Genomic DNA, 26153 nt, shown 5'->3' on the forward strand with positions numbered 1-26153 from the left:
CACCACACAGGTCATTCGGCCGAAATTGCCCAATCGCCGAAAACCGTCTCGACTTGCGAGCACGAATACCGTCCGCGTCAACGGCGGAAGTGCTTCGAGCGCTTCGACGTATCGGCGCCGCTTCTCGTCCGTTAGCTTTGGCTTGTTGTCAGGCATTGCGCACTTGCCATCCCCGCGGGCGGGGATGCCTGCCGCCTTCGCCCTTGCGATACCTTCCATCTGGCGCTCCTTACGGATGGCGGTCTCGAACTGAGCGAAGACACCTAGCATCTGCAGAAACGCGACCCCGGTGGGTGTCGAGGTGTCGAGGTGTCGATGGGCTGTTCGGTTGGGTTGCGAAGAGATGTCGGTACGGGACTGAGTGTTTCACTCCCGAGGGCATTTTCAACAGACCGTTGAAAATACGATTTTGCTGAATCTGTGCGACGCTTGGTCCGTTCCCTTGCGGTTCGGGGCATGAACTATCGCTATCGCAAATCTTCTACGAAGTGACGGAAGTCGGAAATCTGTCCCTTGATCAGTGCCTCGGGCGGCTCGAAGCCGTCGAACCGCTCGTAGAGTGGCAGAAGGATTTGCGTCACGACACGCTCTAGATTCTGATCGATATCGTCAACGCTTGTGACGGCATTGAGATCGACCTGGTCCGACCGCGCGCGCAGACCTTCCTCAAGCGTGAGCGCCAGCCCAGGTTTCGCCCAAGCGATAAGCTCTCGGCCGGCGAGCCCTGTATAGCGCGCGAAAAAGCGGATCTTGGCTGTGCCGCTCACGCCCAACTGCTGGGCGAGCCAGGCCGCGTGATACAGCACCTCGGCGGTCCGCCGGATCGGAAGGCTAAGATCGAAGAAGGTGCCGGCTTGGAGATCCCGCCCGTCTTCCTGATAGCCGCGCTGGAGATAGGCCGTCCCATCGCGCGCGATCTGCCAGAAGTCGCTATGCGCGGAATCGTTGAAGTGGCGATCTGCGTCTGGCCGGCCCAGCCAACATTCCAGCAATCCGTCATGGAAGGTCGGCTTGATCGATTCCTTGGTCGGCACCCAGAATGGTGACCACCCCGACGTCTTGGGCGCGTGGGACAGAATGTCCTTCAACCGGGCCAGTGTCGGCAGCTGCTCGACTTTCTCAATCGAATAGGCTTGCTCGCTGTGTCCGAGCAGTTGCCGCGAGGGGTGATCGTCGTCGAGACGCTCGACCAGCTCCCGGAACCGATTTCGCGCATCATGGATGAAGGACTGCAGACTGTCGGCGCGGCCTGGCTGCACGAACAGGCCAAGCGCATCAAGGATGGCGATCACGCGTTCGAACCGGAGATTGATCTCGCCCTGCTCGAACGAGACGACGGTTTGCCGGCTGACGCCGGCAAGCGCAGCTAATCCTGCCTGGGTCAGCCCTTCCCGCGTACGGCGCCGCTTCGCCTCATCGATGACTGCACGCCAGTCGATCGGCCACTCGGTCATGCGAATATCCTTCCAGCATTTCCCCGGATGATCTCCCGATACGCGATGCGAAAATCGTCGGGCTGGATCCGCGCTGAAAATTCGAGCGTCTTGGCACCCGAAAAGCCCTTGGCGAGTGTGTCGAGGGAGCGCTTGATCTCGGGCGCGGGCAATCCGATCGCCGCCCCCAGCGCCTCGAGCAGGGCTCGGTCGAGCGTATCGAAGGCGCGCTTGGCATTGCCGATCTCAAGCGCTGCGGTTCGCTCATAGTCTGGATAGACAAGCGTATTGATCAGGTCATAGGCTGGGCTCAGGCGCAAACCCTCGCTCGTTTCCAAGAGCGAGAAATTCTTCAGATGGGCGTCGGCATTGCCGAGAACCAGATTGAAGACGACCAGCCGGAAGTAGCGGGCGAGGTCGATGCGCGCGCGCGCCGAAAACCGCGTGATGACGGTGGCAGCTTCCTCATAAGATGAGTGGTATTTGCCATCGAATTCGCGGCCACGCGGTTTGCCGAGTATCTGCGCGAAGTCTTCCAGCCGGAGCTTTTCGTCGTCCACCCGATCGAAGCGCTCGACGAGGAGCGCCAAGCCTTCGATCCCGGCCAGGACCGCTGGCTTCGCCTTGGTGATTTCCGCGTCGCCCAGAATTTCGCGACCAAGTTCCAACGAGAGATCCTCGTTCTGGACGAGGGTCGGCAGGTCCTCGCGATTGAATTTTGCGATATGTGTCGCAGGATCGCTGGCCCTGATGCAGGGTTCAAAGCCCTTTTCGCCACGAAAGGCGAGCAGCTTCTTCTGCACGCCGGAAAGCGTCCGCCCCGGTAGTGCCGCGGCTTCCTCGATCACATTCGGTTCGGCTGGTGCTATGAGTCGGCTGCCATCGGGCTCAAGGATGCCCACGGCGCCGATGCAATCTGCGCCGTAGTTCAGAAGCAGTCCGAAATCGTCCTGTACCGCGGTGCCGCCCGCTCGTGCTTGGCGGCCGCGCAGCCACCCTTCCGGACCTAAATGCTCAAAGAAGGGAATGAGGCCATTGCGATAATAATGATCTCGTTGAGTAGCGGGTAGCGCGCAGGCGATCGTCTCAGTCCAGCCCTCATTATAGACAAAGCGTGTGTCGGCCCCGAGCTCGCTTAGCTCGCCGGCGGGGACGCTCTTATAGGTTACGATGGCCGTGCGGTCGGGGATGGGCGTTTCCTTGTCGTTATTCGCGACGAAAGTGGCAGATATGGGCAGAAATGTCAACAAATAGGGACATTATTCCTATTAGAGGCATTAGCTGTAATCTATATAGACAATACCGGATATGCCTAACTACAACGGCGGTCTGGGCAGGATTGGCAATTTGCCAATGTACACCGACAATCAGTAAGCCCGTTGGACTCAGTCGAGAAGGTAGACACCACAGGTCACTTGCCTAGAGGCCACGGGTTGGAGCGCCAGCAGGCGATTGAGGGATCCGTACATTCCAAAGGGCCTCATTGCTTGAAGCGATGTTCCCGATGCCATGCGAGGAAATGCGGGTGCGGCCGTTCGGCCGCCCGAGCAGGCGCGAGCGCGTAGCCGCTCTTATTGATGACGCTGCGGATGCTGTCGGGGTCATCCTTGTCCGCATGCGCAAGCGAGCGCTCGATTGCATCCGCGCTCCACTTGCCGCTTTCGTTCAAAAGCGTCGACGCTGTGGTCCGCAGGCCGTGTGCTGTGACCTCGCCGACCGCATAGCCAAGCAGCTCGCGTGGCAATGCTACGGCGCCGGGCATAGCCCATCGGTTCGCGCAAAATGGCTCTGGATGGAGCGATATTGGAATGAAACAGTGGGAATCAAAAACGTGCTTCCGCCAACCACACATTATGCATCGGAACTTCTGGCAGTTTCGAAACAGTAGGACCGAAGGGCGGTAGGTCAGCTCTCCTCCAATCTAACACGGGGTTACGGACCAGCGCGCTCTACGACGATTGCGCCGCCCCCTCAATCAGCTAGGTTATCGCAGCACGTGTTCGAACGCCCATGCGATCCAATCAATCACGCCGCGTCTGCCGGGTCTGTTCTCCGGCGAAAGCCAGGGCGCGAGCCGCCGATTACCTTCCCTCATCCGCGCTGCCGCCCACCCATCGCGCCACGGCAGCAACTCGCGTCGGATGCGGCCGGTGAAGGTCGGCCGCCCGTGCATGTGACGAGTCACATCAAGCCGCGCATCAGCCACGCGAACCTGCACTTCCTCGATGCTGATCCCGCATCGCCAGCCGATCTTCGCGTATGGAAAGCTATCGCGACTGGCGAGCAGGAATACGGTCCGCGTCAGCAGCGGATGTGTTTCGAGTCCTTCGGCGTATTGACGCTGTTCCTCGTCAGGCATGACGCACGCTCCACCCTCGCGGGCGAGCATGACCGGTCACATAATACACGTGATCGAGCAACGCGCGGGTGAGCATCCGAATTTGCTCCGGCGTGAACGGTAGGTCTTCAATCTGTTCACGCGGTTGCGGAAAGCGCCACTTGCCATAAGGCGAGAGGATCGCCGCCAGTAGGTCGAAGTCGGCCAACTCGAATCCGAAGCCGGTTGCATTGGCGTAGGCGAGCGACCTCGTGATGTGGAGGCCGACATGGCGAGCACACCATCGATCGGTAAAGCCGACATCCAGGAGATGCGAACTCAACCCCAACTGAAGAACGATGCCAGTCTGATAAAGCCTGTCGTGCGGGTCGCGCACGATGCCCTTCTCGATCCCCAGGAAAAAGCTCTCGGCATTGTGATAGCGGAACCGACTGTCGCTGCGCCCCGCTTTGGTCCGCCTGAGGACGACAGGCTCGTCATGGTAAGGCAACGCCGCAATGGCTGCGTCCCAGGGGGACGAAATGACCACTGGCGCAACGGCGATTGCGGTCAGGAGCCTACGCCGTGAAGTTATCGAACCATTCGTGAGCATTGCGCGCCTGTTCCGCATCAGCCGCGAATCGCTGCATGGCCGCTCGTGGAAACCGCCGCCAACTGGTCGGCTCCGGAGCATGTAAACGGCGTTGCATCGATATACGACATCGTTTATCCAGATAAACGATGTCGTATATTAGATAAACGGTAGCGTCAATGATGATAGTATTGGAGATTGGTCCAGCGCCGGATACGCACAATCCGATGGGACGCCCGCCACTTGGAATGAAGCCGACGACGATCAGGCTACCGGTCGAGACGATCCAACGCATCGAGGCATTGGTCGGCAATCGGCGGCTGGCGTTGTTCGTTCGCGAGGCGATCGATAACGAGCTTCAGCGTCGCGAGAATCCCGAAAAGTAGAAGCGGCCACAGTTACCAAGAGCAGCGTACGGCCCCCGGCCCGCAACCACAACGCGAGACGACGAAGCGCAATCGCGAGCGATCTGGACGCTGTGGAATGCCGCGGCACGCGTCGAGACAATTTCGGACTAACCGAGACTCAATCGACAGTAATATTGTCCGAAGAAATTTATTTCGCGCGCTCCAATGCCGTCTGCTGCACTCCTATGCACTCTGGCGCACTCTACCGGACTATAAACGCCTACTATCATTAGCTCGGCACTGCTTTGGCACTCTTGCGCCGGCGGATGTCGTGTCTCAAATGTATCGACGGGGAGCGATTGGAACTCACGCGAGACAGGACAATTCCATGCCGACCGATACGCCAGACCGCATTCTTCGCCTCAACGCGGTGCTCGATCGCACCGGCCTTAGCCGCTCGACGCTCTACCGGAAGGTCCAGACCGGCACGTTTCCCAAACAGGTTCGCATCGCCACGCGCTGCACCGGTTGGCGAGAGTCGGCCATCAATGCATGGGTGCGCAACCCGATGTTCTACAGCGTCGATGATGCGTGACCGGATAGAGGATCGACCCCTTCGCGAAGCTATGCTCTCGCCTCGTCGCGTTTGCGGCGCGCCTCTGCCAATCCGACCTCTGGATAGCGGCCTAGCGCGATGCGCTTGTCCTTGCCCAGGTGAGTGTACTTCACTCGCCAGAGTTTCGAGCCGCTGGGATGCACCTCGATATATAACCCACGCTCATCGGTGCGCTTGTAAACGCGATCTTGCGCCTTGAGGGCACGAATCTCCAAATCTTTCAAAGGCATGGCAGTCAATCCCGAATCGTACGGTTTTGATCTGAACGTGCCTTCCTATCCGTCGAAATGACCCGACGGGCCATCGTCTAAGTCGGGCCATCGCTGGCCCGGGCCATGGCCCACTTTCGCGCGAGATCGACTGAAATCTGATCGGACACCTTCGGACAAAACCAAGGAGAAAATGGCAGATTTCCGCCATTTTGTCGATGGTTTTGGGGTGTCATGGGATGGGTAAATGGTGCCCAGAAGAGGACTCGAACCTCCACGCCCTTGCGAGCGCCAGCACCTGAAGCTGGTGCGTCTACCAATTCCGCCATCTGGGCACGGGGTAGGGGGCGCGCTCTATTGGGGCACCTGCTGGTTGTCAACAGCGACCGCGAAGCTTGCGGCACGGCGCGGGGCGCGGCATGGGGAGGCCAGGCATGGTGTCGAGGATCGTCATGAAGGACAAGCTGGTAACACTGATCGGCGGGGGCGGATTCGTCGGCCGCTACGTCGCGCAGGAATTGCTCGCCGCAGGCGCGCGCATTCGCGTGGTCGAGCGCGACCCGCGTCGTGCCTGGTTCCTCAAGCCGCTGGGTGGGCTCGGCCAGACGCAGTTCGTCGCGGCCGACGTGACCAAGCCAGACACGATCGCGCGTGCGGTCGCCGGATCGGACGCCGTGGTTTATCTGGTGGGGACCTGGGGTCCCGATTTCCAGGGCGTCCATGTCGCGGGCGTGCGCGCGGCGGCGAAGGCGGCGCGCGACACCGGGGCGACGGCGTTCCTCCACCTCTCTGCGCTCGGTGCCGATGCCGAGTCGCCGTCGCATTATTATGCCAGCAAGGCGGCGGGCGAAGCCGCGGCGCGCGAGGCTTTCCCGGGTGCGATCGTGTTGCGGCCCTCCGTCGTGTTCGGACCCGAGGACCAGTTCCTCAACCGCTTCGCCAGAATGATCGGCGGCGCGCCGGGCATATTCGGCCGGGCGGTCGTGCCGGTGCTGCGCGCGGGCGCGAAATTCCAGCCGGTCCATGTCGTCGACGTCGCGCGCGCGGTCGTCCGCGCGCTGGAGGCGAGCGACGTGCATGCCGGCCAGAGGATCGAGGCGACCGGCCCGGAAGTCGTCACGATGCGCGACCTGCTGCGCTGGCTGTCCGAGACTATCGGCCGCGAGGCCGATTTCATCGAACTGCCCGACGTCTTGGGGCAGGCGATCGCTTATGCCGGCTTCCTGCCCGGCGCGCCGATCAAGCTCGATCAGTGGAAGATGCTCAAAACCGACAATGTCGCGAGCGGAACGCTTCCCGGCCTCGAGTCGCTAGGCATCGCGCCGACGCCGATGGAAGCGGTCGCGTCGTCCTGGCTGGTGCAATATCGCAAGGCGGGCCGGTTCGGCCTGCGCGCCAAGGCGGCCTGACCTTCTACCAGACATCCGTTCGCGGCAACGCCCGCGTATAGGGAGTATCCCCGTGAACGACGTGATTACCGCCATCATCCTCGGCATCGTCGAGGGCGTGACCGAATTCCTGCCGGTCTCCTCGACCGGCCATTTGATCCTGGCCAGCGCGCTGCTCGGCTATGACAGCGACTATTGGGCGCTGTTCAACATCGTCATCCAGCTGGGCGCGATTCTGGCGATCGTCGTGCTGTACTGGCGGACCTTCTGGGCAGTGCTCCAGGGCTTGTTGAAGTTCGACCCGATTTCGATCCGCTTTGTCCGCAATATCCTGGTGGCCTTCGTGCCCGCTGCGGTGATCGGGCTCGCGCTGCACAAGCAGATCGAAAAACTGCTCGGATCGCCGCTGACCGTCGCCATCGCGCTCATCGTCGGCGGCCTCGCGATCATCGGCATCGAGCGCACGGTCAAGGAGGGCCATGTAAAGGGCGTCGCCGACATCCCGCTGCCCAAAGTGATCGGGATCGGCTTCATCCAGTGCCTGGCGATGATCCCGGGGGTCAGCCGTTCGGGCGCGACGATCCTCGGCGCATTGAGTCTAGGGGTCGAACGCCGCACCGCTGCTGAATTTAGCTTCTTTCTCGCCATCCCAACCATGCTCGGCGCCACCGTGCTCGAACTCGTCACCAAGCGGCACGAGCTGATGGCGGCGAACAGTGTCGGGTTCGGCCTGATCGCCATCGGCTTCGTCGTCGCCTTCATCGTCGCCCTGCTGGTGGTGAGGTGGTTCGTCGGGCTGGTCGGGCGCACGGGGTTCAGCCCGTTCGGCTGGTACCGAATCGCTGTCGGCGCGATTGCAATGGTGTTTTTGCTAAGATAGAACCGTATCGGCCATAAATATCGGACGAAACTCGGCATACTGCGGCAAGGTGGATCAAAATAGCGGCTAGTTAGGTCCGATGTGGGACCAATTGGTCGAATTTAGGTGACGCAAAGGGGAAAAGCGGTTAGCGGCCGTTCCGAAGGGAGCGGGCGATGGCCGGTGATATGCTGAAATTCGTGGATGTAACGCAGGCCTATCCGGCCAAGCGGGACGCCCAACAGCGCGCGGAGGACTTTCGCGAGATTGCCGATCGCTACGGAGTGCCCGACGCCGAGGAACAGTCGGCGCGCTGCTCGCAATGCGGCGTGCCCTATTGCTCGGTCCATTGTCCGCTCCACAACCATATCCCCGACTGGCTGCGCCTGACCGCGGAAGGGCGGCTGCGCGAGGCGTATGAGCTCAGCAACGCGACCTCGACGATGCCGGAGATCTGCGGCCGCATCTGCCCGCAGGACCGGCTGTGCGAGGGCAATTGCGTGATCGAATTCTCCGGCCATGGCGCGGTGACGATCGGCTCGGTCGAGAAATTCATCACCGACACCGCATGGGAAAATGGCTGGGTCGAGCCGATCGTGCCGGGGCCGGCGCGCGGCCAGTCGGTCGGCATCATCGGCGCGGGGCCGGCTGGTCTGACCGCGGCCGAGTTGCTGCGCGTCGCCGGATACGACGTCCATATCTATGACCGTCACGACCGCGCGGGCGGGTTGCTGACCTATGGCATTCCCGGCTTCAAGCTCGAAAAGCCGGTAGTGATGCGCCGCGTCGACCGGCTGAAGGCCGGCGGCATCGTCTTCCACGAAGGATTCGAGGTCGGCCGCGAGGCGGGACTCGAGGAATTGCGGACGCGCCACGACGCGATCCTGGTCGCGACCGGCGTGTACAAGGCGCGCGCGCTCGCGGCGCCGGGTGTCGGCGCGAATGGCGTGGTCGAGGCGCTCGACTATCTCACCGCGTCGAACCGCAAGAGCTTCGGCGACGCTGTGCCCGATTTCGACAGCGGCGCGCTCGACGCGGCGGGCAAGAACGTTATCGTCGTCGGTGGCGGCGATACCGCCATGGATTGCGTGCGCACCGCGGTGCGCCAGGGCGCGGCGTCGGTTGCGTGCCTCTATCGCCGCGATCGCGCCAACATGCCGGGTTCGCAGCGCGAAGTCGGCAATGCCGAGGAGGAAGGCGTCGAGTTCGTCTGGCTGTCGGCGCCCGAGGCGTTCGGCGGCGGTGAGGCAGTCGACAGCGTGACGATCGCGCGGATGCGCCTTGGCGCGCCTGACGCCAGCGGCCGCCGCGCGCCCGAACCCGATGGCGGCGAGAGTGAAGTGCGGCGCGCCGATCTGGTCATCAAGGCACTCGGCTTCGACGCCGAGGATCTGCCGCGGCTGTTCGACGCGCCCGAACTCGGGGTGACGCGCTGGGGCACGTTGCTGGTCGACAATGCCACGCTGATGACCAGCCTCGACGGCGTATTCGCCGCTGGCGACATCGTTCGCGGTGCGAGCCTGGTGGTGTGGGCGGTGCGCGACGGCCGTGACGTCGCCGGGCATATGGACAGATATCTTCGCGCGAAGGCGGCGAACGAGAGGAAGGCAGCATGAACGACAGCGAACGCGCCCGCCTCGCCGCCGAGGGGATGTATCGCCCCGAATTCGAATCCGATGCCTGCGGCGTCGGGCTGGTCGCCGCGACCGACGGCCAGCCGTCGCGGCGCGTCGTGCAGTCGGCGATCGATGCGCTGAAAGCGGTATGGCACCGCGGCGCGGTCGATGCCGATGGCAAGACCGGCGACGGCGCGGGCCTGCATATCGACCTGCCGATGAAATTCTTCGACGAGGCGATCCAGGCGTCGGGGCACAAGGTCGCCGACAACCAGCTCGCGGTCGGCATGATCTTCCTGCCGCGCACCGATCTCGGCGCGCAGGAATCGTGCCGCACGATCGTCGAGAGCGTGATCATCGAGGCAGGCTATTCGATCTATGGCTGGCGCCAGGTGCCGGTCGACGTGTCGGTGATCGGCCGCAAGGCGCAGGAGACGCGCCCCGAAATCGAGCAGATCATGATCGCGGGTCCGTTGCCGGGGACGCAATCGGCCGCGGAATTCGAAAAGGACCTGTATCTGGTCCGCCGCCGGATCGAGAAGCGCGTCATCGCCGCGCAGATCAACGGCTTCTACATCTGCTCGCTGAGCTGTCGCTCAATCGTCTATAAGGGGCTGTTCCTCGCCGAGAGCCTGTCGGTCTTCTACCCCGACCTCCGGGATCCGCGGTTCGAAAGCCGCGTCGCGATCTTTCACCAGCGCTATTCGACCAACACCTTCCCGCAATGGTGGTTGGCGCAGCCGTTCCGCTGTCTCGCGCATAATGGCGAGATCAACACGATCCGCGGCAACAAGAACTGGATGCTCAGCCACGAGATCAAGATGGCGGCGAATGCGTTCGGTGAAGCATCGGAAGACATCAAGCCGGTGATCCCGGCGGGCGCATCAGACACCGCCGCGCTCGACGCGGTGTTCGAGGCGATCTGCCGCTCGGGTCGCGACGCGCCCACCGCCAAGCTGATGCTAGTGCCCGAGGCGTGGGGGCCGAAGGGCGAGATGCCCAAGAAGCATCTCGACATGTTCAAATATCTCGGCTCGGTGATGGAGCCGTGGGACGGACCCGCCGCGCTGGCGATGACCGATGGCCGCTGGGCTGTCGCGGGCATGGACCGCAACGCGCTGCGTCCGCTGCGCTATACCCAGACCTCCGACGGGCTGCTGATCGTCGGCTCGGAAGCGGGCATGGTCGTCGTGCCCGAGACGATGATCGTCGAAAAGGGCCGCCTCGGGCCGGGCCAGATGATCGCGGTCGACCTCGACGAAGGCCGTCTGCTCCACGACCGCGAGGTCAAGGACCGCATCGCCGACGAGCATGATTATGCCAAGATGGTCGGCGACTTCCTGACGATAGAGGAACTCAAGGCGCCGAAGGGCGAGACGGTCACGCGCTTCGATCGTGCCGAGCTGCTGCGCCGCCAGGTCGCCGCCGGGCAGACGCTCGAGGATATGGAGCTGATCCTGTCGCCGATGGTCGAAGGCGGCAAGGAAGCGATCGGATCGATGGGCGACGATACGCCGCTCGCGGTCATTTCCGACAAGCCGCGGCTGATCAGCCAGTTCTTCCGCCAGAATTTCTCGCAGGTCACCAACCCGCCGATCGATTCCTTGCGCGAACGCCACGTCATGTCGCTCAAGACGCGGTTCGGCAACCTCGCCAACATCCTCGACACGGGGGTGCGCCAGGATCGCGTGCTGGTGCTGGAAAGCCCGGTGCTGACCGGCGTCGAATGGGCCAAGCTCAAGGCGTATTTCGGCAGCCAGACCGCCGAGATCGACTGCACTTTCCCCTCGGGCGGCGGGCCCGATGCGCTCAGGACGGCGATCCAGCGTATCCGCAACCAGGCCGAGCAGGCGGTGCGCGAAGGCAAGAGCGAGATCTTCCTGTCGGACCGCAATATCGGCCCGGACAAGGTGGCGATCGCCGGTGTGCTGGCGGCGGCGGCGGTGCACACGCACCTCGTGCGGCGCGGCCTCAGGTCCTATTGCTCGGTCAATATCGAAACCGCCGAATGCCTCGACACGCATTATTATGCGGTGCTGATCGGGGTCGGCGCGACCACGGTCTATGCCTATCTGTCCGAAGCGGCGATCGCCGATCGCCATGCGCGAGGGCTGTTCGGCGACCTCAGCCTCGACAAATGCATGGCCAATCACCGCAAGGCGGTCGACGAAGGCCTGCTCAAGATCATGTCGAAAATGGGGATCGCGGTGATCTCCAGCTATCGCGGCGGCTATAATTTCGAAGCGGTCGGCCTGTCACGCAGCCTGGTCGCCGACCTGTTTCCGGGCATGCCGGCGAAGATTTCGGGCGAGGGCTATGCCTCGCTCCACCTCAATGCCGAGTTGCGCCACCAGCAGGCGTTCGACACCGGCGTGGCGACCTTGCCGATCGGCGGCTTCTATCGCCAACGCTATGGCGGCGAGACGCACGCTTATTCGGCGCAGCTGATGCACCTGTTGCAGACCGCGGTCGCGACCGACAGCTATTCGACCTATCAGAAATTCTCGCGCGGGGTCGCCGATCTGCCGCCGGTCTATCTGCGCGACCTGCTGCAGTTCAATTTCCCCGACGAAGGGATAGCGGTCGACCAGGTCGAGCCGATCACCGAGATCCGCAAGCGGTTCGTCACCCCGGGCATGAGCCTCGGCGCGCTGTCGCCCGAAGCGCATGAGACGCTGGCGATCGCGATGAATCGGATCGGCGCCAAGGCGGTGTCGGGGGAGGGGGGCGAGGACAAGCTCCGCTACCAGCCGTACGAGAATGGCGACAACGCCAATTCCGGGGTCAAGCAGATCGCCTCGGGCCGGTTCGGCGTGACGGCCGAATATCTCAACGCCTGCGATGAGATCGAGATCAAGGTCGCGCAGGGCGCCAAGCCCGGCGAAGGCGGTCAGTTGCCCGGCTTCAAGGTCACCGAATTCATCGCCAAATTGCGGCACGCCACACCCGGCGTGACGTTGATCAGCCCGCCGCCGCACCACGACATCTATTCGATCGAGGATCTGGCGCAGCTGATCTACGATCTGAAGCAGATCAATCCGCGCGCCCGGGTGTGCGTGAAGCTGGTCAGCTCGGCCGGGATCGGCACCGTCGCGGCGGGCGTCGCCAAGGCGCATGCCGACGTTATCCTAGTCTCGGGCCATGTCGGCGGCACCGGCGCTTCGCCCCAGACCAGCATCAAATATGCGGGCACGCCGTGGGAAATGGGGCTGTCCGAAGTCAACCAGACGCTCACGCTCAATGGCTTGCGCGGCCGCGTGAAGCTACGCACCGATGGCGGGCTCAAGACCGGGCGCGACATCGTCATCGCCGCGATCCTGGGTGCCGAGGAATTCGGCATCGGCACGCTCAGCCTGGTCGCGATGGGCTGCATCATGGTGCGGCAATGCCATTCGAACACCTGCCCGGTCGGTGTCTGCACGCAGGATGCGAAGCTGCGCGACAAGTTCACCGGCAGTCCGGAAAAGGTCATCAACCTGATGACCTTCATCGCCGAAGAAGTTCGCGACATCCTGGCGCGGCTGGGCGTGCGCAGCCTCGACGAGATCATCGGGCGTACCGAATTCCTGCGCCAGGTCAGCCGCGGCGCCGAGCATCTCGACGATCTCGACCTCAACCCGATCCTGGCCAAGGTCGATGCCGACGAGGACCAGCGCCGCTTCAGCCTGCAGACGTGGCGCAACGAAGTGCCCGACAGCCTGGACGCGCAGATGATCAAGGACGCCGCACACGTCTTCTCGCGCGGCGAGAAGATGCAGCTGACCTATTCGGTACGCAACACGCATCGTGCGGTCGGCACAAGGCTGTCGAGTGAAATCACGCGCACCTTCGGCATGGACAAGCTCGCCGACGGACACGTCACCGTGCGGCTGCGCGGCTCGGCCGGGCAGAGCCTGGGCGCGTTCCTGTGCAAGGGCATCACGCTCGAAGTGTTCGGCGACGCCAACGATTATGTCGGCAAGGGCCTCTCGGGCGGCACGATCATCGTCCGCCCGGTCGTCTCATCGCCGCTGGCGAGCCAGGAGAATACGATCATCGGCAACACCGTGCTCTATGGCGCGACCAGCGGGCGGCTGTTCGCCGCGGGGCAGGCCGGCGAGCGATTCGCGGTGCGCAACTCGGGCGCGACCGTGGTGGTCGAGGGCTGCGGCGCGAATGGCTGCGAATACATGACCGGCGGCATTGCCGTGGTGCTCGGCGCGGTCGGCGCCAATTTCGGCGCCGGCATGACCGGCGGCATGGCGTTCGTCTACGACGCCGGCGCCAGCTTCGAACGGCGCGCCAATGGCGAGTCGATCGTCTGGCAACGCCTGGCCTCGGCGCATTGGGAAGCGGTGCTCAAGAACCTGATCCGCGCGCATGCCGCGGCGACCGACAGCAATTGGTCGCAAGGGATTCTCGACGATTGGGACCGCGCGCGCGGCAAATTCTGGCAAGTCGTGCCGAAGGAAATGCTCGAACGGTTGACGCACGCACTGGACGACAGCGAGGAACTGCAGGCGGCGGAGTAGCGTTGGGGAAGCGATCGGTGCTATAAGGCGACTCACCGATCGTTGTTCGGATGATGTGCCATGCGTAACTATATGCTGCTTCCCGTCCTCGCGTTCGCCGCGACTCCGGCGCTTGCGCAAGACCGCGATGCGCCGCCTCCGGGGCTGGCGCCGCAGATGGACGCGCGCGCCGCCGCCAATGCGCTCAACAATCCGATGGTGCAGAACGGCGTCGTCGGGTTGATCGACGCGTTGACCGATGCCGTGATGGAGACGCGCGTCGGACCGATGGCGGCTATCGCGCCCGATTCGAGCATCCGTCCCAACGACACGCTCGACAGCGTGGCGGCCCGCCGCAACCCCGATTACCGCAACGAGATCCACCGTAACGCCAAGCAGACGGTGGTCGCGGCCGGCCGCACAGCGAGCGCCGCGGTGGCGATGTCGGATGAACTCAAGGCGACGACCGAGCGCGTCCGCCGCGTTCTGGGAATGACCGACCCTAATTGATGCCCGGAACGTCGGGTATGGCAGTCCGGCGACGTTGCTGCCGGGCTTGTCGAATGATCGGTATCGTCTACCCTCTCCAAAAAAATAGGGAGAGGATGGATGAGGCTCAGTCAGCCGCGCGTGGCGCCGCTCGCCGATAGCGAACTCGATGACGAACAGCGCGAAGTGCTCGCGCCTTTTGGCGGGCGCGTACTCAACATCTTCCGCACGATGGCCCGCGCGCCAAAGGCGCTCAAGCGCTTCAACCTGTGGGGCGGCTACATCCTGTCCGACCGCAATTCGGTGGCACCGCGCGAGCGCGAATTGCTCATCCTGCGCACCGGCTGGTTGTGCCGATCGGGCTATGAATGGGCCCAGCATACCCGCATCGGGCTCCAATCGGGGCTCAGCCAGGAAGAGATCGAGCGCATCAAAATTGGTCCCGAGGCGCCGGGCTGGAGTACGGCCGATGCGGTGTTGCTGCGCGTTGCCGACGATCTGGTGCGCGATTTCTTCGTCAGCGATGCGACCTGGGCGGCGCTTGGGGATTTGAACGAGCGTCAGCGGATGGATGCCGTCTTCACCGTCGGTCAATATACCCAGGTATCGATGTTCCTGAACAGCTTCGGGGTGCAACTCGACGAGGGGCAAGTGCTCGACGCGGACTTCCCGCGATGACGGGGCGAGTCGCCGGGCGCGTGGCATTAGTGATGGGAGCGGGGCAGACCCCCGGAGCAACGATCGGCAACGGCCGCGCCATCGCTGTCCTGCTGGCGCGCGAAGGGGCGAGTGTGCTGTGCGCCGATCGCGACCTGACGCGTGCCGAGGAGACGGCAGAGGCGATTCGCGAAAGCGGCGGTGATGCCCGCGCGCTCGCCTGCGACGTGACGAGCCGGGCGGACTGCGAAGCGGCAGTGGCAGTCGCTGGACCGCTCGACATCCTGGTCAACAATGTCGGCATCGGCGGCAATGACGGTCCCGCGCACATCGTCGCCGAGGACGCGTTCGACCGCATCCTGTCGGTCAATCTGAAGGGCGTGCTCAACGGCATCGCCGCCGCGATTCCCGGGATGCGCGAGCGCAGGCGCGGGGCCATCGTCAGCATCTCGTCGCTCGCGGGGATCGCCGGGTGGCAGATGGTCGCCTACGAAACCTCGAAAGCGGCGGTGAACCGCCTGACCCAATCGACCGCGCTGGCCAATGCGAAGTACGGCATCCGCGTCAACGCGGTGGCGCCCGGCCTGATGGACACACCAATGGCGATCGACGGCATCGCGCGCGCCCGCGGGCTCGATCGCGAAGTGGTGCGGGCCGAACGCGCCGCGCGTGTGCCGCTGCTCGCGCAGATGGGCGATGCCTGGGACACCGCCTATGCGACCCTGTTCCTGGTATCCGACGAGGCGAAGTTCATCACCGGCGTGGTGCTGCCGGTCGATGGCGGCATGGGCGCGCGGGTCGGCTAGGCTGTCGCGGCTCGTTTCCACAGCATGAAGTAGGACGGCGTGCGCGGTGGTGGCGCCGCGTTGAAGACCAGCAACAGCGGAGTGAACAGCACCAAGGCTATCGTCGCCGTGCCGTCGTCCGGACCGATCAGGGCGAGCGCCACGGGCATTGCCATAACCGTAAGCAACGCCAGAATTACGATGACGCGATACAATCCGGGCAGTCCAAACGCGTAGGGGCGGATCGCTGCAGGCCGTTCGGCGACCTCGGCGAGCAGGCCGAGCGCTTCATCCATGAAGGCAACGGCGACGCGTATCTGGATTCCGTGCAGCGCGGTCAGGATCGAACCCTGTGCCGAAACATGCCGGCGCCCCAGTGCAAACGCCGGGATGCTGTAGAATTCGAACATCGACAGCATCACCGCCGCTTCGGGCTGGCTCCAGGTGACGGCGACCGTCTCGAACCGGTCATCGATCGAATAGTCTGCCAAGCTATCTTCCCCCGCCCGCCGCCAGCTTATAACAGCGACAGCATGTGGCAACTCCTGCAATTCCCGCTCTGTCCCTTTTCGCGCAAGGTCCGGCTGCTCCTCGGGGAGAAGGGGGTCGGCTATACGTTGGTGCGCGAGAATCCGTGGGAGCGGCGCGACGAGTTCATCGACATGAATCCGGCGGGGCAAACGCCGGTGATAACCGACGCGCAGCGTGACATCCGGCTGATCGATTCACTCGTCATCTGCGAATATTTCGAGGAGACGGTCGACAAGGCGCAGATGATCAACGGCACGGCGATCCAGCGCGCCGAAATTCGCCGGCTGGCGACCTGGTTCGACACCTTTTTCTTCCGCGACGTGACCGAGCGATTGCTGGGCGAGCGCGTGCTCAAGCGCATCGTCACCAAGGCGAGCCCCGACGCGCGCGTGCTGCGCGAAGCGATGAAGTCGGCGGTCGAATATCTCGACTATACCGATTACCTGCTCGACCGGCACAATTGGATGGCGGGCGCGACGCTCAGCCTCGCCGACCTGGCGGCCGCGGCGCAGATCTCGGTCGCCGATTATCTCGGTGGGATCGACTGGAAGAACCACGAACAGACCGCGCGCTGGTACGGCGGCATGAAGAGCCGTCCGAGCTTCCGTCCGTTGCTGAGCGAGCGGATGGAGGGCATTCCGGCCTCGCCGCATTATCACGACGTGAATTTCTGATGCACGTTTCCCACGACAGTAATGCGCCGGCCGCCGAGACGATCGGCTTCGACGATTTCCTCAAGGTCGACATCCGCGTCGGGACGATCATCGCCGCCGACCCTTTTCCCGAAGCACGCAAGCCGGCGTTCAAGCTGACGATCGATTTCGGTGAGCCGATCGGCACCAAACGCTCGTCGGCACAGATCACCGAACATTACACGCTGGAGGATCTGGTCGGCCGCCAGGTCGCCGCCGTGGTGAACTTCCCTCCGCGCCAGATCGGGCCGATGCGGTCGGAAGTGCTGACGCTCGGCTTTCCCGACGCCGACGGCAAGGTCGTGCTGATCGCGCCGAGCGAGCCGGTGCCGAATGGCGGCAGGCTGTTCTGACGATCAGGATCGGTGCCGCCGGCTGGTCGGTCCCACGCATCGCGGCGGCCGCCTTCCCCGCAGCCGGAAGCCAGCTCGAACGCTACGCCGCCAGGCTCAACGCGGTCGAGATCAATTCGAGCTTCTACCGTCCGCATCGCCGCGCGACCTATGAACGCTGGGCGACAAGCGCGCCCGACGATTTCGCCTTCGCGGTGAAACTGCCCAAGGCGGTCACGCACGAGGCGAGGCTCATTGGCGTGGCGGCGCCGCTGGACAGATTTCTCGAAGAGACCGACGGATTGGGAGCGAAACGCGGACCGATCCTGATCCAACTCCCGCCGAGCATCGCCTTCGATAGCTCGATTGCCGCCGATTTCTTTGCCTTACTCCGCGATCGCACGGCGAACGATCTGGCCTGTGAACCGCGCCACCTGAGCTGGTTCGCTCCCGAAGCGGAGAACCTCCTGATCAGCTATCGGGTCGCGCGCGTCGCGGCCGATCCGCCGCCGGCCGCGGGCGCTGGAGAGGCCGGAGGCTGGCCGGGTTTGCGGTACACACGGCTGCACGGATCACCGCAAATCTATCGGTCGAGTTACGATGCAGCGACGATCGATCGTCATGCAGCTGGCGCGCGTAAGGCCGGCGTCGAGAGCTGGACCATCTTCGACAACACGATGACAGGTGCGGCAACGCTCAATGCCCTGGCGATGCGGGCGGCGCTGCAACGCTGATATTAGCGGCTGGCGATCACGCCGACGAATGCCGCCAGCGTCACGATGACGAGAAAGCCGTTGATTACGATCAACAGGGGTGCGGGCAATCGCTGAGCACGAGGCTTGGGCGGCTGCACGCTGGGCGCCACGTCGCGCCACACCGCCGCGACGAAGCAGAAGCCGGCGAACAGGATCAGCATCGCGCCGGTCGGGCGGGTCAGCCAGTCCGCGACGACCCGGTCGAGCAGTGCCCGCGCACCGATACCCGACGCCAGCGCGGCGAGCCCGGTCCGAACCCAGGCCGCGTAGGTCCGCTCGGCCGCCAGGATAGTTCGATCCGCGGCCATCTCGGTGCGGCGGTCGGCGCTGTCGGTCTGCTCGATCGCGCTCACCTCGAGCGTGGCAGCGGACTGCTTGATCTTCTCGTGGGTCTTGCGCGCCTGGGTTTGCGAATCCGCCATGCGCGGGAAACGCGTCAGCCGCCCAGAGGTGTCCTTTGGGGAGCTCCTACCCCTCCAAACTCTTCGACGCCTGCTCGAACAGATCCTTCGATAATCCCGGCGTCGCGAGAATGCGCTCGAGTTCCGCCTTCATCAGGCCCGCCCGCACCTCATCGAACCGGCGCCAGCGGCCGAGCGGCGGCAACAGCTTGGCTGCGGTCTGCGGGTTGAGGCGGTCCAGTGCGATCAGATTGTCGGCCAGGAAGCGATAGCCGGCACCGCCCGCCGCATGGAACGCGCGCTGGTTGACGCTGAACGCGCCGACCAGCGAGCGCGCGCGGTTGGGATTGGCCAGGGTAAAGTCGGGATGCCGCGCCAGTTCCTCGACAATCATCGGCGTATCGTCGCGCGACGACAACGCCTGGGTCTGGAACCATTTGTCGAGCACCAGCGCGTCGGTCGAATAGCGATTGTAGAAGATATCGAGCGCGGCGATGCGCTTGTCCGACGTCCCGTTGGCGAGCGTGGTTAGCGCGCCTTGGCGGTCGGTCATATTGTCCGCCGTCTCGAACTGCGCGAACGCCAGATCGGCCGCATCCTCAGCGCCCGAGGCAGCGATGTAGCCGAGCGCCACCGTCCGCATCCGGCGATCGGCCTTGGCCGCCGGTGAATAGACGAACGGGGCGCCGTTGCTGGCGTCCGCATAGGCCTGGCGCCACAAGGGCGCGAGCGTCTTTCCGAGGTCGCGGCGCAGCGCCTCGCGCGCGCGGAACACCGCCTCGGGGTCGACCCGGTCGAGTTGGTCGCCGATGAAGCTGTCCGACGGCAGCAGCACGGCTTCGGCGACGAAGGCATGGTCGAGCGCGGGGTCTTCCAGCGTGCGGCGCACCGCCTCGATCACCGGGCCGTGGTCGGCTCGGCCAAGTTGGGTCGCAGTCACCAGAGTATCGAGCATGAGCTGCTGCATCGCCTCGTAGCGCGCGAACGGATCGTCGTCGTGCGCCGAGAGGAAGGCGAGATCCTGCGCTGAGCGGTCGCTTTCGATGATGACCGGGGCGGAGAAACCGCGGTTGATCGATAGTATCGGCGCCTCGCTCACGCCCTCGAACACGATCTCGCTGCTTGGCTGGTCGAGCAGATAGAGCTGCTCCTCGCCGAGCGCCGCACCGCTCGCGCTGCCGAACAGCTTGAGCTTGAGCGGTAGCACCATCGGTTCTTTGACCGATTGTCCGGGAGTCGGCGGTGTGCGCTGGGCGAGGCGCAAGGTGGCGCGGCCCGAGCCGGCATCGTGATCGAGCGCGGCGGAGACGCGCGGCGTTCCGGCCTGCGAATACCATAAGCGGAACTGGGTCAGGTCGATGTCGCCGCCTTCTTCCATGCAGCGCACGAAATCCTCGCACGTCGCAGCCGTCCCATCGAAACGGTCGAAATAGAGGTCGGTGGCACGGCGGAAACGATCCTTGCCCAGGATCGTCGCCATCATCCGGATCAGCTCGGCGCCCTTGTTGTAGATCGTCGCGGTGTAGAAGTTGGAGATCTCGATATAGCTTTCCGGGCGAACCGGATGCGCCAGCGGGCCGTTATCCTCGGGGAACTGGCTGGCGCGCAGGCTCCGTACGTCCTCGATCCGCTTGACCGCCGCCGATCCCTGGTCGGCAGAGAAGCTCTGATCGCGAAAGACGGTGAAGCCTTCCTTCAGGCTGAGCTGGAACCAGTCGCGGCAGGTCACGCGGTTGCCCGACCAATTGTGGAAATATTCGTGCGCGACGACCGCGGCGATCGCGTCGTAATCGTAATCGGTCGCGGTGTCGGGATCGGCCAGGATGTAGCGGCTGTTGAAGATGTTCAGCCCCTTATTCTCCATCGCGCCGAAATTGAAATCGTCGACCGCGACGATGTTGAACACGTCGAGGTCGTATTCGCGGCCATAGGTTTTTTCGTCCCACGCCATCGCCAGCTGCAGCGCCTGGAGCGCATGCTCGGTCTTGGCCAGGTCGCGTTCGCGCACCCAGATACCGAGCTCGACCTTGCGTCCCGACATGGTGGTGAAGGTCGCGCGATTGGCGGCGAGGTTGCCCGCGACCATCGCGAACAGATAGCTCGGCTTGGGGAAAGGATCGCGCCATTCGGCCCAGTGGCGGGTGGCTTTGCCTTCTTCGGGGTCGAGATCGCCGGACGCGATCGGATCGCCATTGGCGAGCAGGATCGGGAAGCGCTTCTTGTCCGCTGTCATCCTGACCGAATAGCGCGCGAGCACATCGGGCCGGTCAGGGAAGAAGGTGATGCGCCGGAAACCCTCGGCTTCGCATTGCGTGCACAAATTGCCGCCCGAAGCATAAAGCCCCATCAACTGGGTGTTGCGGTCGGGATGGACCTCGACCTCGGTCTCGACGCGATGCTTGCCGGCGGGAAGATCGATGACCAGGTCCGATCCGTCCATCCGCCAGTCATTGTGCGGGTTACCGTCGACGCTGACCGCCAACGGGACCTGCCCGTCGCCGTCGAGCCGGAGCGGGCGATCGTGATCGCCGTTGCGCGTCACGTCCAGCGCCGCCTTGACCCGTGTCGTTGCCGGATCGAGCTCGAAATCGAGCGCGATGTCCGGGACCAGCCAATCGGGCGCGCTGTAATCCTCGCGGCGCGTGACAATCGGGTCGGCAAGGGCGGATTGAACGTCGATCATGTGTTTCCGTGCGGTCCTGCGTTATGGCTGCATCATTCGCACAAGACGCGATTGCCAACCGTTCTCTGCGTGCTACGCGCCACGATCGGGACAGCCAAGAGGAAAGCCATGTTGAGACTGATCGGCGCGGTCGCGTTGACGCTCGCCGCCGGAACTGCGGTCGCGCAGAGCGCGAAGATTCCGAGCCCGCCCGTCCCGACAAAGGAAAGCGCCAGGTCGATCAACGCGCGGGTCAACGCGCCGCTTCCCGCCGATCAGGCGGCGATGAAGGCCCATGTCATGTTCCTTGCGTCTGATGCGATGCGCGGACGCGAAGCGGGCAGCCCTGAATTCGACATCGCCGCGCAATATGTCGCGGCGCAATTCTATGCTGCCGGGCTGCGTCCGGGGGGCGATGACGGCGGTTATCTCCAGAAGGTGCCGCTGATCGGCGTCAAGCTGGCCGACAAGGGCAATTTCGTCTGGACGCCGGTCCGCGGCCAACCGCAGACGCTCGTCTTCGGTCAGGATTTCGCGCCGTCGTCTAACGCTGCCAAGCCCGAAACCAGCCTGCAAGCACCAATCGTCTTCGTCGGCTACGGCATCGTGGCGCCCGATTACAAACGCGACGATTATCGCGGCGCCGATGTGAAGGGGAAGATCGTCGCCTTTGTCGGCGGCGCGCCGAGCAAATATGACGGCGAAGAGCGAGCCTTCTTCTCAAGCCCGGCGACCAAGGCGCGGATTGCCGCTGAGCATGGCGCGATCGGCGCGGTCCAGATCGAAAGCCCGCGCGGCGGGCGCGGCAATGTTCCGGTCGCGACGTTGGCGCGGTCCTGGGACCGCGACCGGGTGACATGGTCGAACGGTAAGGCCACCGGCGGTACGGACGGCGTGCCGGTGCTCGGGACCTTGTCGATGGGCATCGCGGCAAAGATGTTCGCGGGCGCCAGGATCGGTTGGGATCAGGTGCGCAAGGCAGCGGACAGCGACGACGCTGCGTTCAAACCCGTTGCGCTCAAGGGCACCTTGTCAGTCGCGATCAAGACCGAGACGCGGCCGATGCCGTCGTCGAACGTGATCGGCCTCCTCCCCGGGAGTGACCCCAAGCTGAAGGATGAAATCGTCATCCTGTCGGCGCATCTCGATCATATTGGCGTCGGTGCCCCGGACAAGGCCGGCGACACGATCAACAACGGTGCCGAGGACAATGCCATCGGCATCGCCAGCCTGATCGAGGAGGCCAGGCGGTTCGTCTCGTCGGGTAAGCCGCCGCGGCGAACGATCATGTTCCTGGCGGTGACGGCGGAGGAAAAGGGTCTGATCGGCTCGGACTATTTCGCCAACAATCCGACTGTCCCGCTCAAGTCGATCGTCGCCGACGTCAATCTCGACATGCCGCTGATCACCTATCCGTTCGAGGATATGGTGGTGTTCGGGGCCCAGCGCTCGACGCTCGGCCCGATCGTCGAGCGCGCGGCGGGATCGGTCGGCGTGTCGATGTCGCCCGACCCGATGCCGGAACAAGGCATCTTCGTCCGCTCCGATCATTTCCGGTTCGTGCAGAAGGGTATTCCCGCGGTCTTCCTGTGGCCGGGTGAGAAGGGCGCGGGCAAGGCGGCCTGGGCCGACTTCATGGCCAATCATTACCACCAGCCGTCGGACGAGATTTCGCAGCCGCTCGATTGGGCGCAAGGCGTGCGCTTCGTGACGGTCAATTACACGATCGCGCGCGAAATCGCCGATAACGACGAGCGGCCACGCTGGAACAAGGGCGATTATTTCGGGACGTATTTCGGCGGTTATGGGGCAAAGTGAATAGCTGCCTATCCCCTTCCGTTCGTGCTGAGCTTGTCGAAGCACGTTCGGTGAGGACATAGCGCGACTCATACGTGCCCCCTTCGGCCCGGCCGGCCGCTCAGGACAGGCTTCGACAAGCTCAGGGCGAACGGGAGTGCGGGATGGGACGACTCTTAATCTTCGGGCTGGGCTATGCGGCGAGCGTCGTTGCCGCCCGGCTCGACGACTGGGAGGTTGCCGCGACCGGCAGCGCGGGCAATCTCGATTTCGACGATCGCGATGGTGTGATCACGGCGATCGATCGTGCGACGCACATCCTGTCTTCGGTGCCGCCCGACGAGGTCGATCCCGTCCTCGCCCGCTACGGCGCGGCGCTGGCGGGTGGCGGCACGTGGCTCGGCTATCTCTCCTCGACCGGCGTCTATGGCGATGCCGGCGGGGCCTGGGTCGACGAAAGCGCGCCGATCCGGGGGCGGCGCCAGGCCCGCAATCGCGCGGATGCCGACTGGCTGTCGCTCGGCGCGCGGGTGTTCCGGCTGCCGGGCATCTACGGCCCGGGTCGCTCGCCGCTCGATCGCGTGCGAAATGGACGGGCGCATCGCACCGGGATCGCCGGGCAAGTGTTCAGCCGCATCCATGTCGACGATCTGGCCGCCGGTGTGATCGCGGGGTTCGACGCGTCGCCCGGCGCCTATAATCTGGCCGACGACATGCCCATGAGCCAGGACGCGGTGATCGAGTTCGCCGCATTGTTGCTTGGCATCGATCCACCGCCGATCGTCCCGCTCGACATGCTGACGCCCGAAGCGCGCGCCTTTCACGCCGAAAACCGCCGCGTCGCCAACCTCAAGGCCAAGCGGATGCTGGACTGGCGGCCGGTCTATGCCGATTATCGGTTGGGTCTGCGCGCTCTCAACGCAATGACCAGTCCGAATGCGGCGAGCGCGGCGCCGCCGATCGCCAGTCCCGACCAGCGATAGCCTTCGAACAGGGTCGACAGCATCATCGCGATCACCGGTACGATCACGCTGGAATAGGCCGCCTTGGCCGGGCCGATCGTGCGGATCACCCCGAAATAGAGCGGGAAAGCGAGCGCAGAGGCGAAGACGCCGAGATAGAGCGTACCAATCCAATAGATGGCGCGATGCTCGATGACCGGCGCGCCGGTGGTAGCATAGGCGAATATCGCATCGATCGCCGCCCCGGCGAGCATCGCGACCGCGACGGTGGTGCCCATCGGATAACGCGCCGCGGTCGGCGTCGCCTGCATGACGTTGGCGGTCGAGGCGCAGAGGATCGCGCACAGCGTGAACCCGATGCCTGCCAGCACCTGACCCGGACCATGCGGATCGACTCGCGCCTCGCGTACGAACAGCAGGATGACGCCTGCCATCGCGATCGCCGATCCGATCATCAGCTGGCGGCCGAGCTTCTGGCCGAGGAAGATGCGGCCGAACAGCGCATTGGGGATCAGCAGCATCGCGAACACTACCGACACCAGGCCCGAGGTGACGTGCTGTTCGGCGCGATAGACGAAATTGAAATTGCCGCAGAATTGCAGCAGCCCAAGCAGCACCGCGAAGCCATAGCCGCGCGCGCCAAGCCGCCAGCTCTCGCGCTTCCACAGCGCCCAGCCGGCCATGCAGATGCCCGCGATCAGGAAGCGATAGGTCACCGACCAGCTCGGCGGCACCACGCCCAATTGATCGCGGATCACCAACCAGGTCGATCCCCAGATCAGTGTGACAATGCCGAACGGCACCAGCACGCTGAGCGTGGTCGAGCGGGGCTTGGCTTGGGGCGGCTGGAGCACGATCCCGCTCTACCGCGGTGCGCGGGCGTAACAACCCGGCTTCTGCTTGTACGATGACAAGGTGAGTCTATGGACGACCGCCTTTTAGCCCTCTCCCGCTCGCGGGAGAGGGTAGGGGGAGGGTCTTCTTTCTTCTTCCAAACAGGAGGAGTTCAAGAAGAAAGAAGACCCTCACCTTCCCACCGCCTTCGGCGGCGGGCCCCTCCCTCTCCCGCATGCGGGAGAGGGGTTCTACGGTAGCGCCGCGATGGCATCCGCCAACGGCCGGATCGCGTCCTCGGCCTGGTCCCAGCAGGTGACCAGCCGCACTTCGCCCGGCGCCCAGTCGTAGAAGTCGAAGCCCAGCGCCCTGAGGCTCGCCGCTTCCTCGGGCGTCGCGCGCAGGAACACCTCATTCGCCTCGACCGGATAGACCAGCCGATCGCCCGCCGCGCGCGCGAGCAGCGCGGCGCCGGCATTTGCCGCACGCGCATTCGCCAGCCACACGTCATTGTCCAGCATCGCCAGGATCTGCGCCGCCAGATAGCGCCCTTTCGACGCAAGCAACCCGGCGCGCTTGCGGCGATAATGGCTCGCCGCGGCAAGTTCGGGGTTGAAGAACACCAGTGCCTCGGCGGTCATCCCGCCATTCTTGATGAAGCCGAAGCTGAGCGCATCGACCCCGGCGCGCCAGGTCAGATCGGCGAGATCGGCGCCCGAATGCACCACGGCATTGGCGAAACGCGCGCCATCCATATGGAAGCCGAGCCCGCGTGCCTTGGCGAGATCGCCCAGCGCGGCGACTTCGTCGGGCGTGTAGGTCAGGCCGTATTCGGTGGCATTGGTGATCGACAGCGCATGCGCCTGGACCTGGTGCACGTCGTTGCGGATAGCGGCGAGTACTCCCTTCACCGCATCGGGCGTCACCTTCGCGCCCGGTCCCTCGGCGAGCAGCAATTTGGCGCCGTGGAGGTAGAAGCCCGGCGCGCCGGCTTCGTCATTGTTGATGTGCGCCTCGCGGTGGCAGATCACCGCGCCGTGCGGCTGGCAGAGCGCTGCCAGCGCCAGGCAATTCGCCGAGGTGCCCGACGGGGTCCACAGTACCTCGACCGGCGTCCCGAACAGGTCGGAGAAGCGTCCGTTGAGCTGTTTCGACCAGCGATCGCCATCATAAGCGGTGTCGAGGACATTGGCGGCGGCAATCGCGTTGATCACCGCGGGGCAGGCGGGGGCGGCATTGTCGGAGAAGAAGCGCATGCGGCTCCATCTGCGATGCGGGGGCGTGAGGAAAGAGGGAAACTTTCCTTCTAGCCCTCTCCCGCGAGCGGGAGAGGGTTGGGTGAGGGTCTTCTTTCTTCTTCCAAGCGACTGAAGCCAAAAGAAGACAGAA

Annotated in this window: 25 protein-coding genes, 1 tRNA gene and 1 pseudogene; 14 read left to right on the forward strand and 13 right to left on the reverse strand. The window is 64.2% G+C overall.

Translation table 11 applies throughout. From position 1 onward, the window contains the following. The 6 genes and pseudogenes from SMA01S_RS25200 to SMA01S_RS17855 all read right to left on the reverse strand — a co-directional run. Positions 1 to 219: hypothetical protein (locus SMA01S_RS25200; RefSeq protein WP_245649326.1), on the reverse strand; the 219-nt coding region annotated here is incomplete at its 3' end. 248 nt (positions 220 to 467) lie between these two features. After that, positions 468 to 1454 (reverse strand): helix-turn-helix domain-containing protein, encoded by a 987-nt coding sequence (locus tag SMA01S_RS17835; protein WP_066825527.1) that lies wholly within the window; start codon positions 1452 to 1454, stop codon positions 468 to 470. Beyond that, positions 1451 to 2680, reverse strand: coding sequence for a type II toxin-antitoxin system HipA family toxin (locus SMA01S_RS17840; protein ID WP_169804267.1), 1230 nt, complete (start codon positions 2678 to 2680; stop codon positions 1451 to 1453). The genes SMA01S_RS17835 and SMA01S_RS17840 overlap by 4 nt, the downstream gene beginning before the upstream one ends. 356 nt (positions 2681 to 3036) lie before the next feature. After that, positions 3037 to 3162: pseudogene (locus tag SMA01S_RS25210) on the reverse strand (integrase); the annotation flags it as partial. A 255-nt stretch (positions 3163 to 3417) separates the two neighbouring features. After that, on the reverse strand, positions 3418 to 3792 hold the full coding sequence (locus SMA01S_RS17850) for a hypothetical protein (protein ID WP_066825532.1): 375 nt from the start codon (positions 3790 to 3792) through the stop codon (positions 3418 to 3420). Then, positions 3785 to 4300, reverse strand: coding sequence for a hypothetical protein (locus SMA01S_RS17855; RefSeq protein ID WP_245649323.1), 516 nt, complete (start codon positions 4298 to 4300; stop codon positions 3785 to 3787). The genes SMA01S_RS17850 and SMA01S_RS17855 overlap by 8 nt, the downstream gene beginning before the upstream one ends. A 221-nt stretch (positions 4301 to 4521) precedes the next feature. Between SMA01S_RS17855 and SMA01S_RS24285 the strand changes: the two genes are divergently transcribed. Continuing rightward, entirely contained in the window at positions 4522 to 4728 is a 207-nt protein-coding gene (locus tag SMA01S_RS24285) for a hypothetical protein (RefSeq protein WP_169804266.1), read from the forward strand. A gap of 349 nt (positions 4729 to 5077) precedes the next feature. Then, positions 5078 to 5284 carry a helix-turn-helix transcriptional regulator gene (locus SMA01S_RS17860; protein WP_066825537.1) on the forward strand — a complete coding sequence of 69 codons (207 nt, stop codon included), beginning with the start codon at positions 5078 to 5080 and terminating at the stop codon, positions 5282 to 5284. Between the two features lie 29 nt (positions 5285 to 5313). Here the strand turns inward: SMA01S_RS17860 and SMA01S_RS17865 are convergent, their stop codons facing one another. Both SMA01S_RS17865 and SMA01S_RS17870 read right to left on the reverse strand, forming a co-directional pair. Continuing rightward, complete coding sequence (locus SMA01S_RS17865; RefSeq protein ID WP_084250410.1) at positions 5314 to 5535, reverse strand: Arm DNA-binding domain-containing protein; 222 nt, start codon at positions 5533 to 5535, stop codon at positions 5314 to 5316. Between the two features lie 227 nt (positions 5536 to 5762). Next, positions 5763 to 5849: transfer RNA gene (locus SMA01S_RS17870), tRNA-Leu, on the reverse strand. A 117-nt stretch (positions 5850 to 5966) separates the two neighbouring features. On the opposite strand from SMA01S_RS17870, the gene SMA01S_RS17875 reads away from it, so the two are divergent. From SMA01S_RS17875 to SMA01S_RS17905, 7 genes are all read left to right on the forward strand, one after another. Beyond that, positions 5967 to 6923, forward strand: a complete 957-nt coding sequence (locus tag SMA01S_RS17875) for an NAD-dependent epimerase/dehydratase family protein (protein WP_066825540.1) — start codon at positions 5967 to 5969, stop codon at positions 6921 to 6923. 52 nt (positions 6924 to 6975) lie between these two features. Beyond that, positions 6976 to 7782 (forward strand): undecaprenyl-diphosphate phosphatase, encoded by an 807-nt coding sequence (locus SMA01S_RS17880; protein WP_066825543.1) that lies wholly within the window; start codon positions 6976 to 6978, stop codon positions 7780 to 7782. A 155-nt stretch (positions 7783 to 7937) separates the two neighbouring features. After that, the gene (locus SMA01S_RS17885; protein WP_066825547.1) at positions 7938 to 9377 is read left to right on the forward strand and encodes an NAD(P)-dependent oxidoreductase; all 1440 of its coding nucleotides are present in this window, start codon (positions 7938 to 7940) and stop codon (positions 9375 to 9377) included. After that, positions 9374 to 13888: a glutamate synthase large subunit gene (gene gltB / locus SMA01S_RS17890; protein ID WP_066825548.1), complete on the forward strand. Its 4515-nt coding sequence runs from the start codon at positions 9374 to 9376 to the stop codon at positions 13886 to 13888. The genes SMA01S_RS17885 and gltB overlap by 4 nt, the downstream gene beginning before the upstream one ends. 60 nt (positions 13889 to 13948) lie before the next feature. Further along, a complete protein-coding gene (locus tag SMA01S_RS17895; protein ID WP_066825557.1) occupies positions 13949 to 14377 on the forward strand; it encodes a hypothetical protein in 429 nt (142 codons plus the stop codon). Positions 14378 to 14476: 99 nt separating this feature from the next. After that, complete coding sequence (locus SMA01S_RS17900; protein WP_066825560.1) at positions 14477 to 15034, forward strand: carboxymuconolactone decarboxylase family protein; 558 nt, start codon at positions 14477 to 14479, stop codon at positions 15032 to 15034. Further along, on the forward strand, positions 15031 to 15819 hold the full coding sequence (locus SMA01S_RS17905) for an SDR family NAD(P)-dependent oxidoreductase (protein ID WP_066825563.1): 789 nt from the start codon (positions 15031 to 15033) through the stop codon (positions 15817 to 15819). Before SMA01S_RS17900 ends, SMA01S_RS17905 begins: the two co-directional genes overlap by 4 nt. Here the strand turns inward: SMA01S_RS17905 and SMA01S_RS17910 are convergent. Continuing rightward, positions 15816 to 16289 carry a hypothetical protein gene (locus SMA01S_RS17910; RefSeq protein WP_066825566.1) on the reverse strand — a complete coding sequence of 158 codons (474 nt, stop codon included), beginning with the start codon at positions 16287 to 16289 and terminating at the stop codon, positions 15816 to 15818. The two genes, SMA01S_RS17905 and SMA01S_RS17910, sit on opposite strands and share 4 nt — an antisense overlap. Before the next feature lie 42 nt (positions 16290 to 16331). Here SMA01S_RS17910 and SMA01S_RS17915 point away from each other — a divergent pair, with 42 nt between their 5' ends. From SMA01S_RS17915 to SMA01S_RS17925, 3 genes are read left to right on the forward strand one after another with little or no spacing between them, the layout of a single operon-like run. Then, positions 16332 to 17003: a glutathione S-transferase family protein gene (locus SMA01S_RS17915; protein ID WP_066825568.1), complete on the forward strand. Its 672-nt coding sequence runs from the start codon at positions 16332 to 16334 to the stop codon at positions 17001 to 17003. Further along, positions 17003 to 17374 (forward strand): tRNA-binding protein, encoded by a 372-nt coding sequence (locus SMA01S_RS17920; RefSeq protein ID WP_066825571.1) that lies wholly within the window; start codon positions 17003 to 17005, stop codon positions 17372 to 17374. The genes SMA01S_RS17915 and SMA01S_RS17920 overlap by 1 nt, the downstream gene beginning before the upstream one ends. A gap of 8 nt (positions 17375 to 17382) precedes the next feature. Next, the gene (locus tag SMA01S_RS17925; protein WP_500801823.1) at positions 17383 to 18087 is read left to right on the forward strand and encodes a DUF72 domain-containing protein; all 705 of its coding nucleotides are present in this window, start codon (positions 17383 to 17385) and stop codon (positions 18085 to 18087) included. A gap of 2 nt (positions 18088 to 18089) precedes the next feature. On the opposite strand, the gene SMA01S_RS17930 is transcribed toward SMA01S_RS17925, so the two are convergent. Further along, a complete protein-coding gene (locus SMA01S_RS17930; RefSeq protein WP_066825577.1) occupies positions 18090 to 18530 on the reverse strand; it encodes a YidH family protein in 441 nt (146 codons plus the stop codon). A gap of 46 nt (positions 18531 to 18576) precedes the next feature. After that, positions 18577 to 21192, reverse strand: coding sequence for an aminopeptidase N (pepN, locus tag SMA01S_RS17935; protein WP_066825581.1), 2616 nt, complete (start codon positions 21190 to 21192; stop codon positions 18577 to 18579). A gap of 108 nt (positions 21193 to 21300) precedes the next feature. Between pepN and SMA01S_RS17940 the strand changes: the two genes are divergently transcribed. Both SMA01S_RS17940 and SMA01S_RS17945 read left to right on the forward strand, forming a co-directional pair. Further along, positions 21301 to 22989 (forward strand): M28 family peptidase, encoded by a 1689-nt coding sequence (locus SMA01S_RS17940; protein ID WP_066825584.1) that lies wholly within the window; start codon positions 21301 to 21303, stop codon positions 22987 to 22989. A 143-nt stretch (positions 22990 to 23132) separates the two neighbouring features. Next, positions 23133 to 23951 carry a Rossmann-fold NAD(P)-binding domain-containing protein gene (locus SMA01S_RS17945; protein ID WP_066825587.1) on the forward strand — a complete coding sequence of 273 codons (819 nt, stop codon included), beginning with the start codon at positions 23133 to 23135 and terminating at the stop codon, positions 23949 to 23951. On the opposite strand, the gene SMA01S_RS17950 is transcribed toward SMA01S_RS17945, so the two are convergent. Together SMA01S_RS17950 and SMA01S_RS17955 are read right to left on the reverse strand one after the other, a co-directional pair. Then, on the reverse strand, positions 23861 to 24784 hold the full coding sequence (locus SMA01S_RS17950) for a DMT family transporter (RefSeq protein WP_066825588.1): 924 nt from the start codon (positions 24782 to 24784) through the stop codon (positions 23861 to 23863). The two genes, SMA01S_RS17945 and SMA01S_RS17950, sit on opposite strands and share 91 nt — an antisense overlap. 231 nt (positions 24785 to 25015) lie before the next feature. Further along, the gene (locus tag SMA01S_RS17955) at positions 25016 to 26020 is read right to left on the reverse strand and encodes a threonine aldolase family protein (protein WP_066825590.1); all 1005 of its coding nucleotides are present in this window, start codon (positions 26018 to 26020) and stop codon (positions 25016 to 25018) included. Positions 26021 to 26153 lie beyond the last annotated feature (133 nt).

Origin of the sequence: Sphingomonas mali NBRC 15500 (assembly GCF_001598415.1) — a bacterium.
Taxonomy (GTDB): domain Bacteria; phylum Pseudomonadota; class Alphaproteobacteria; order Sphingomonadales; family Sphingomonadaceae; genus Sphingomonas; species Sphingomonas mali.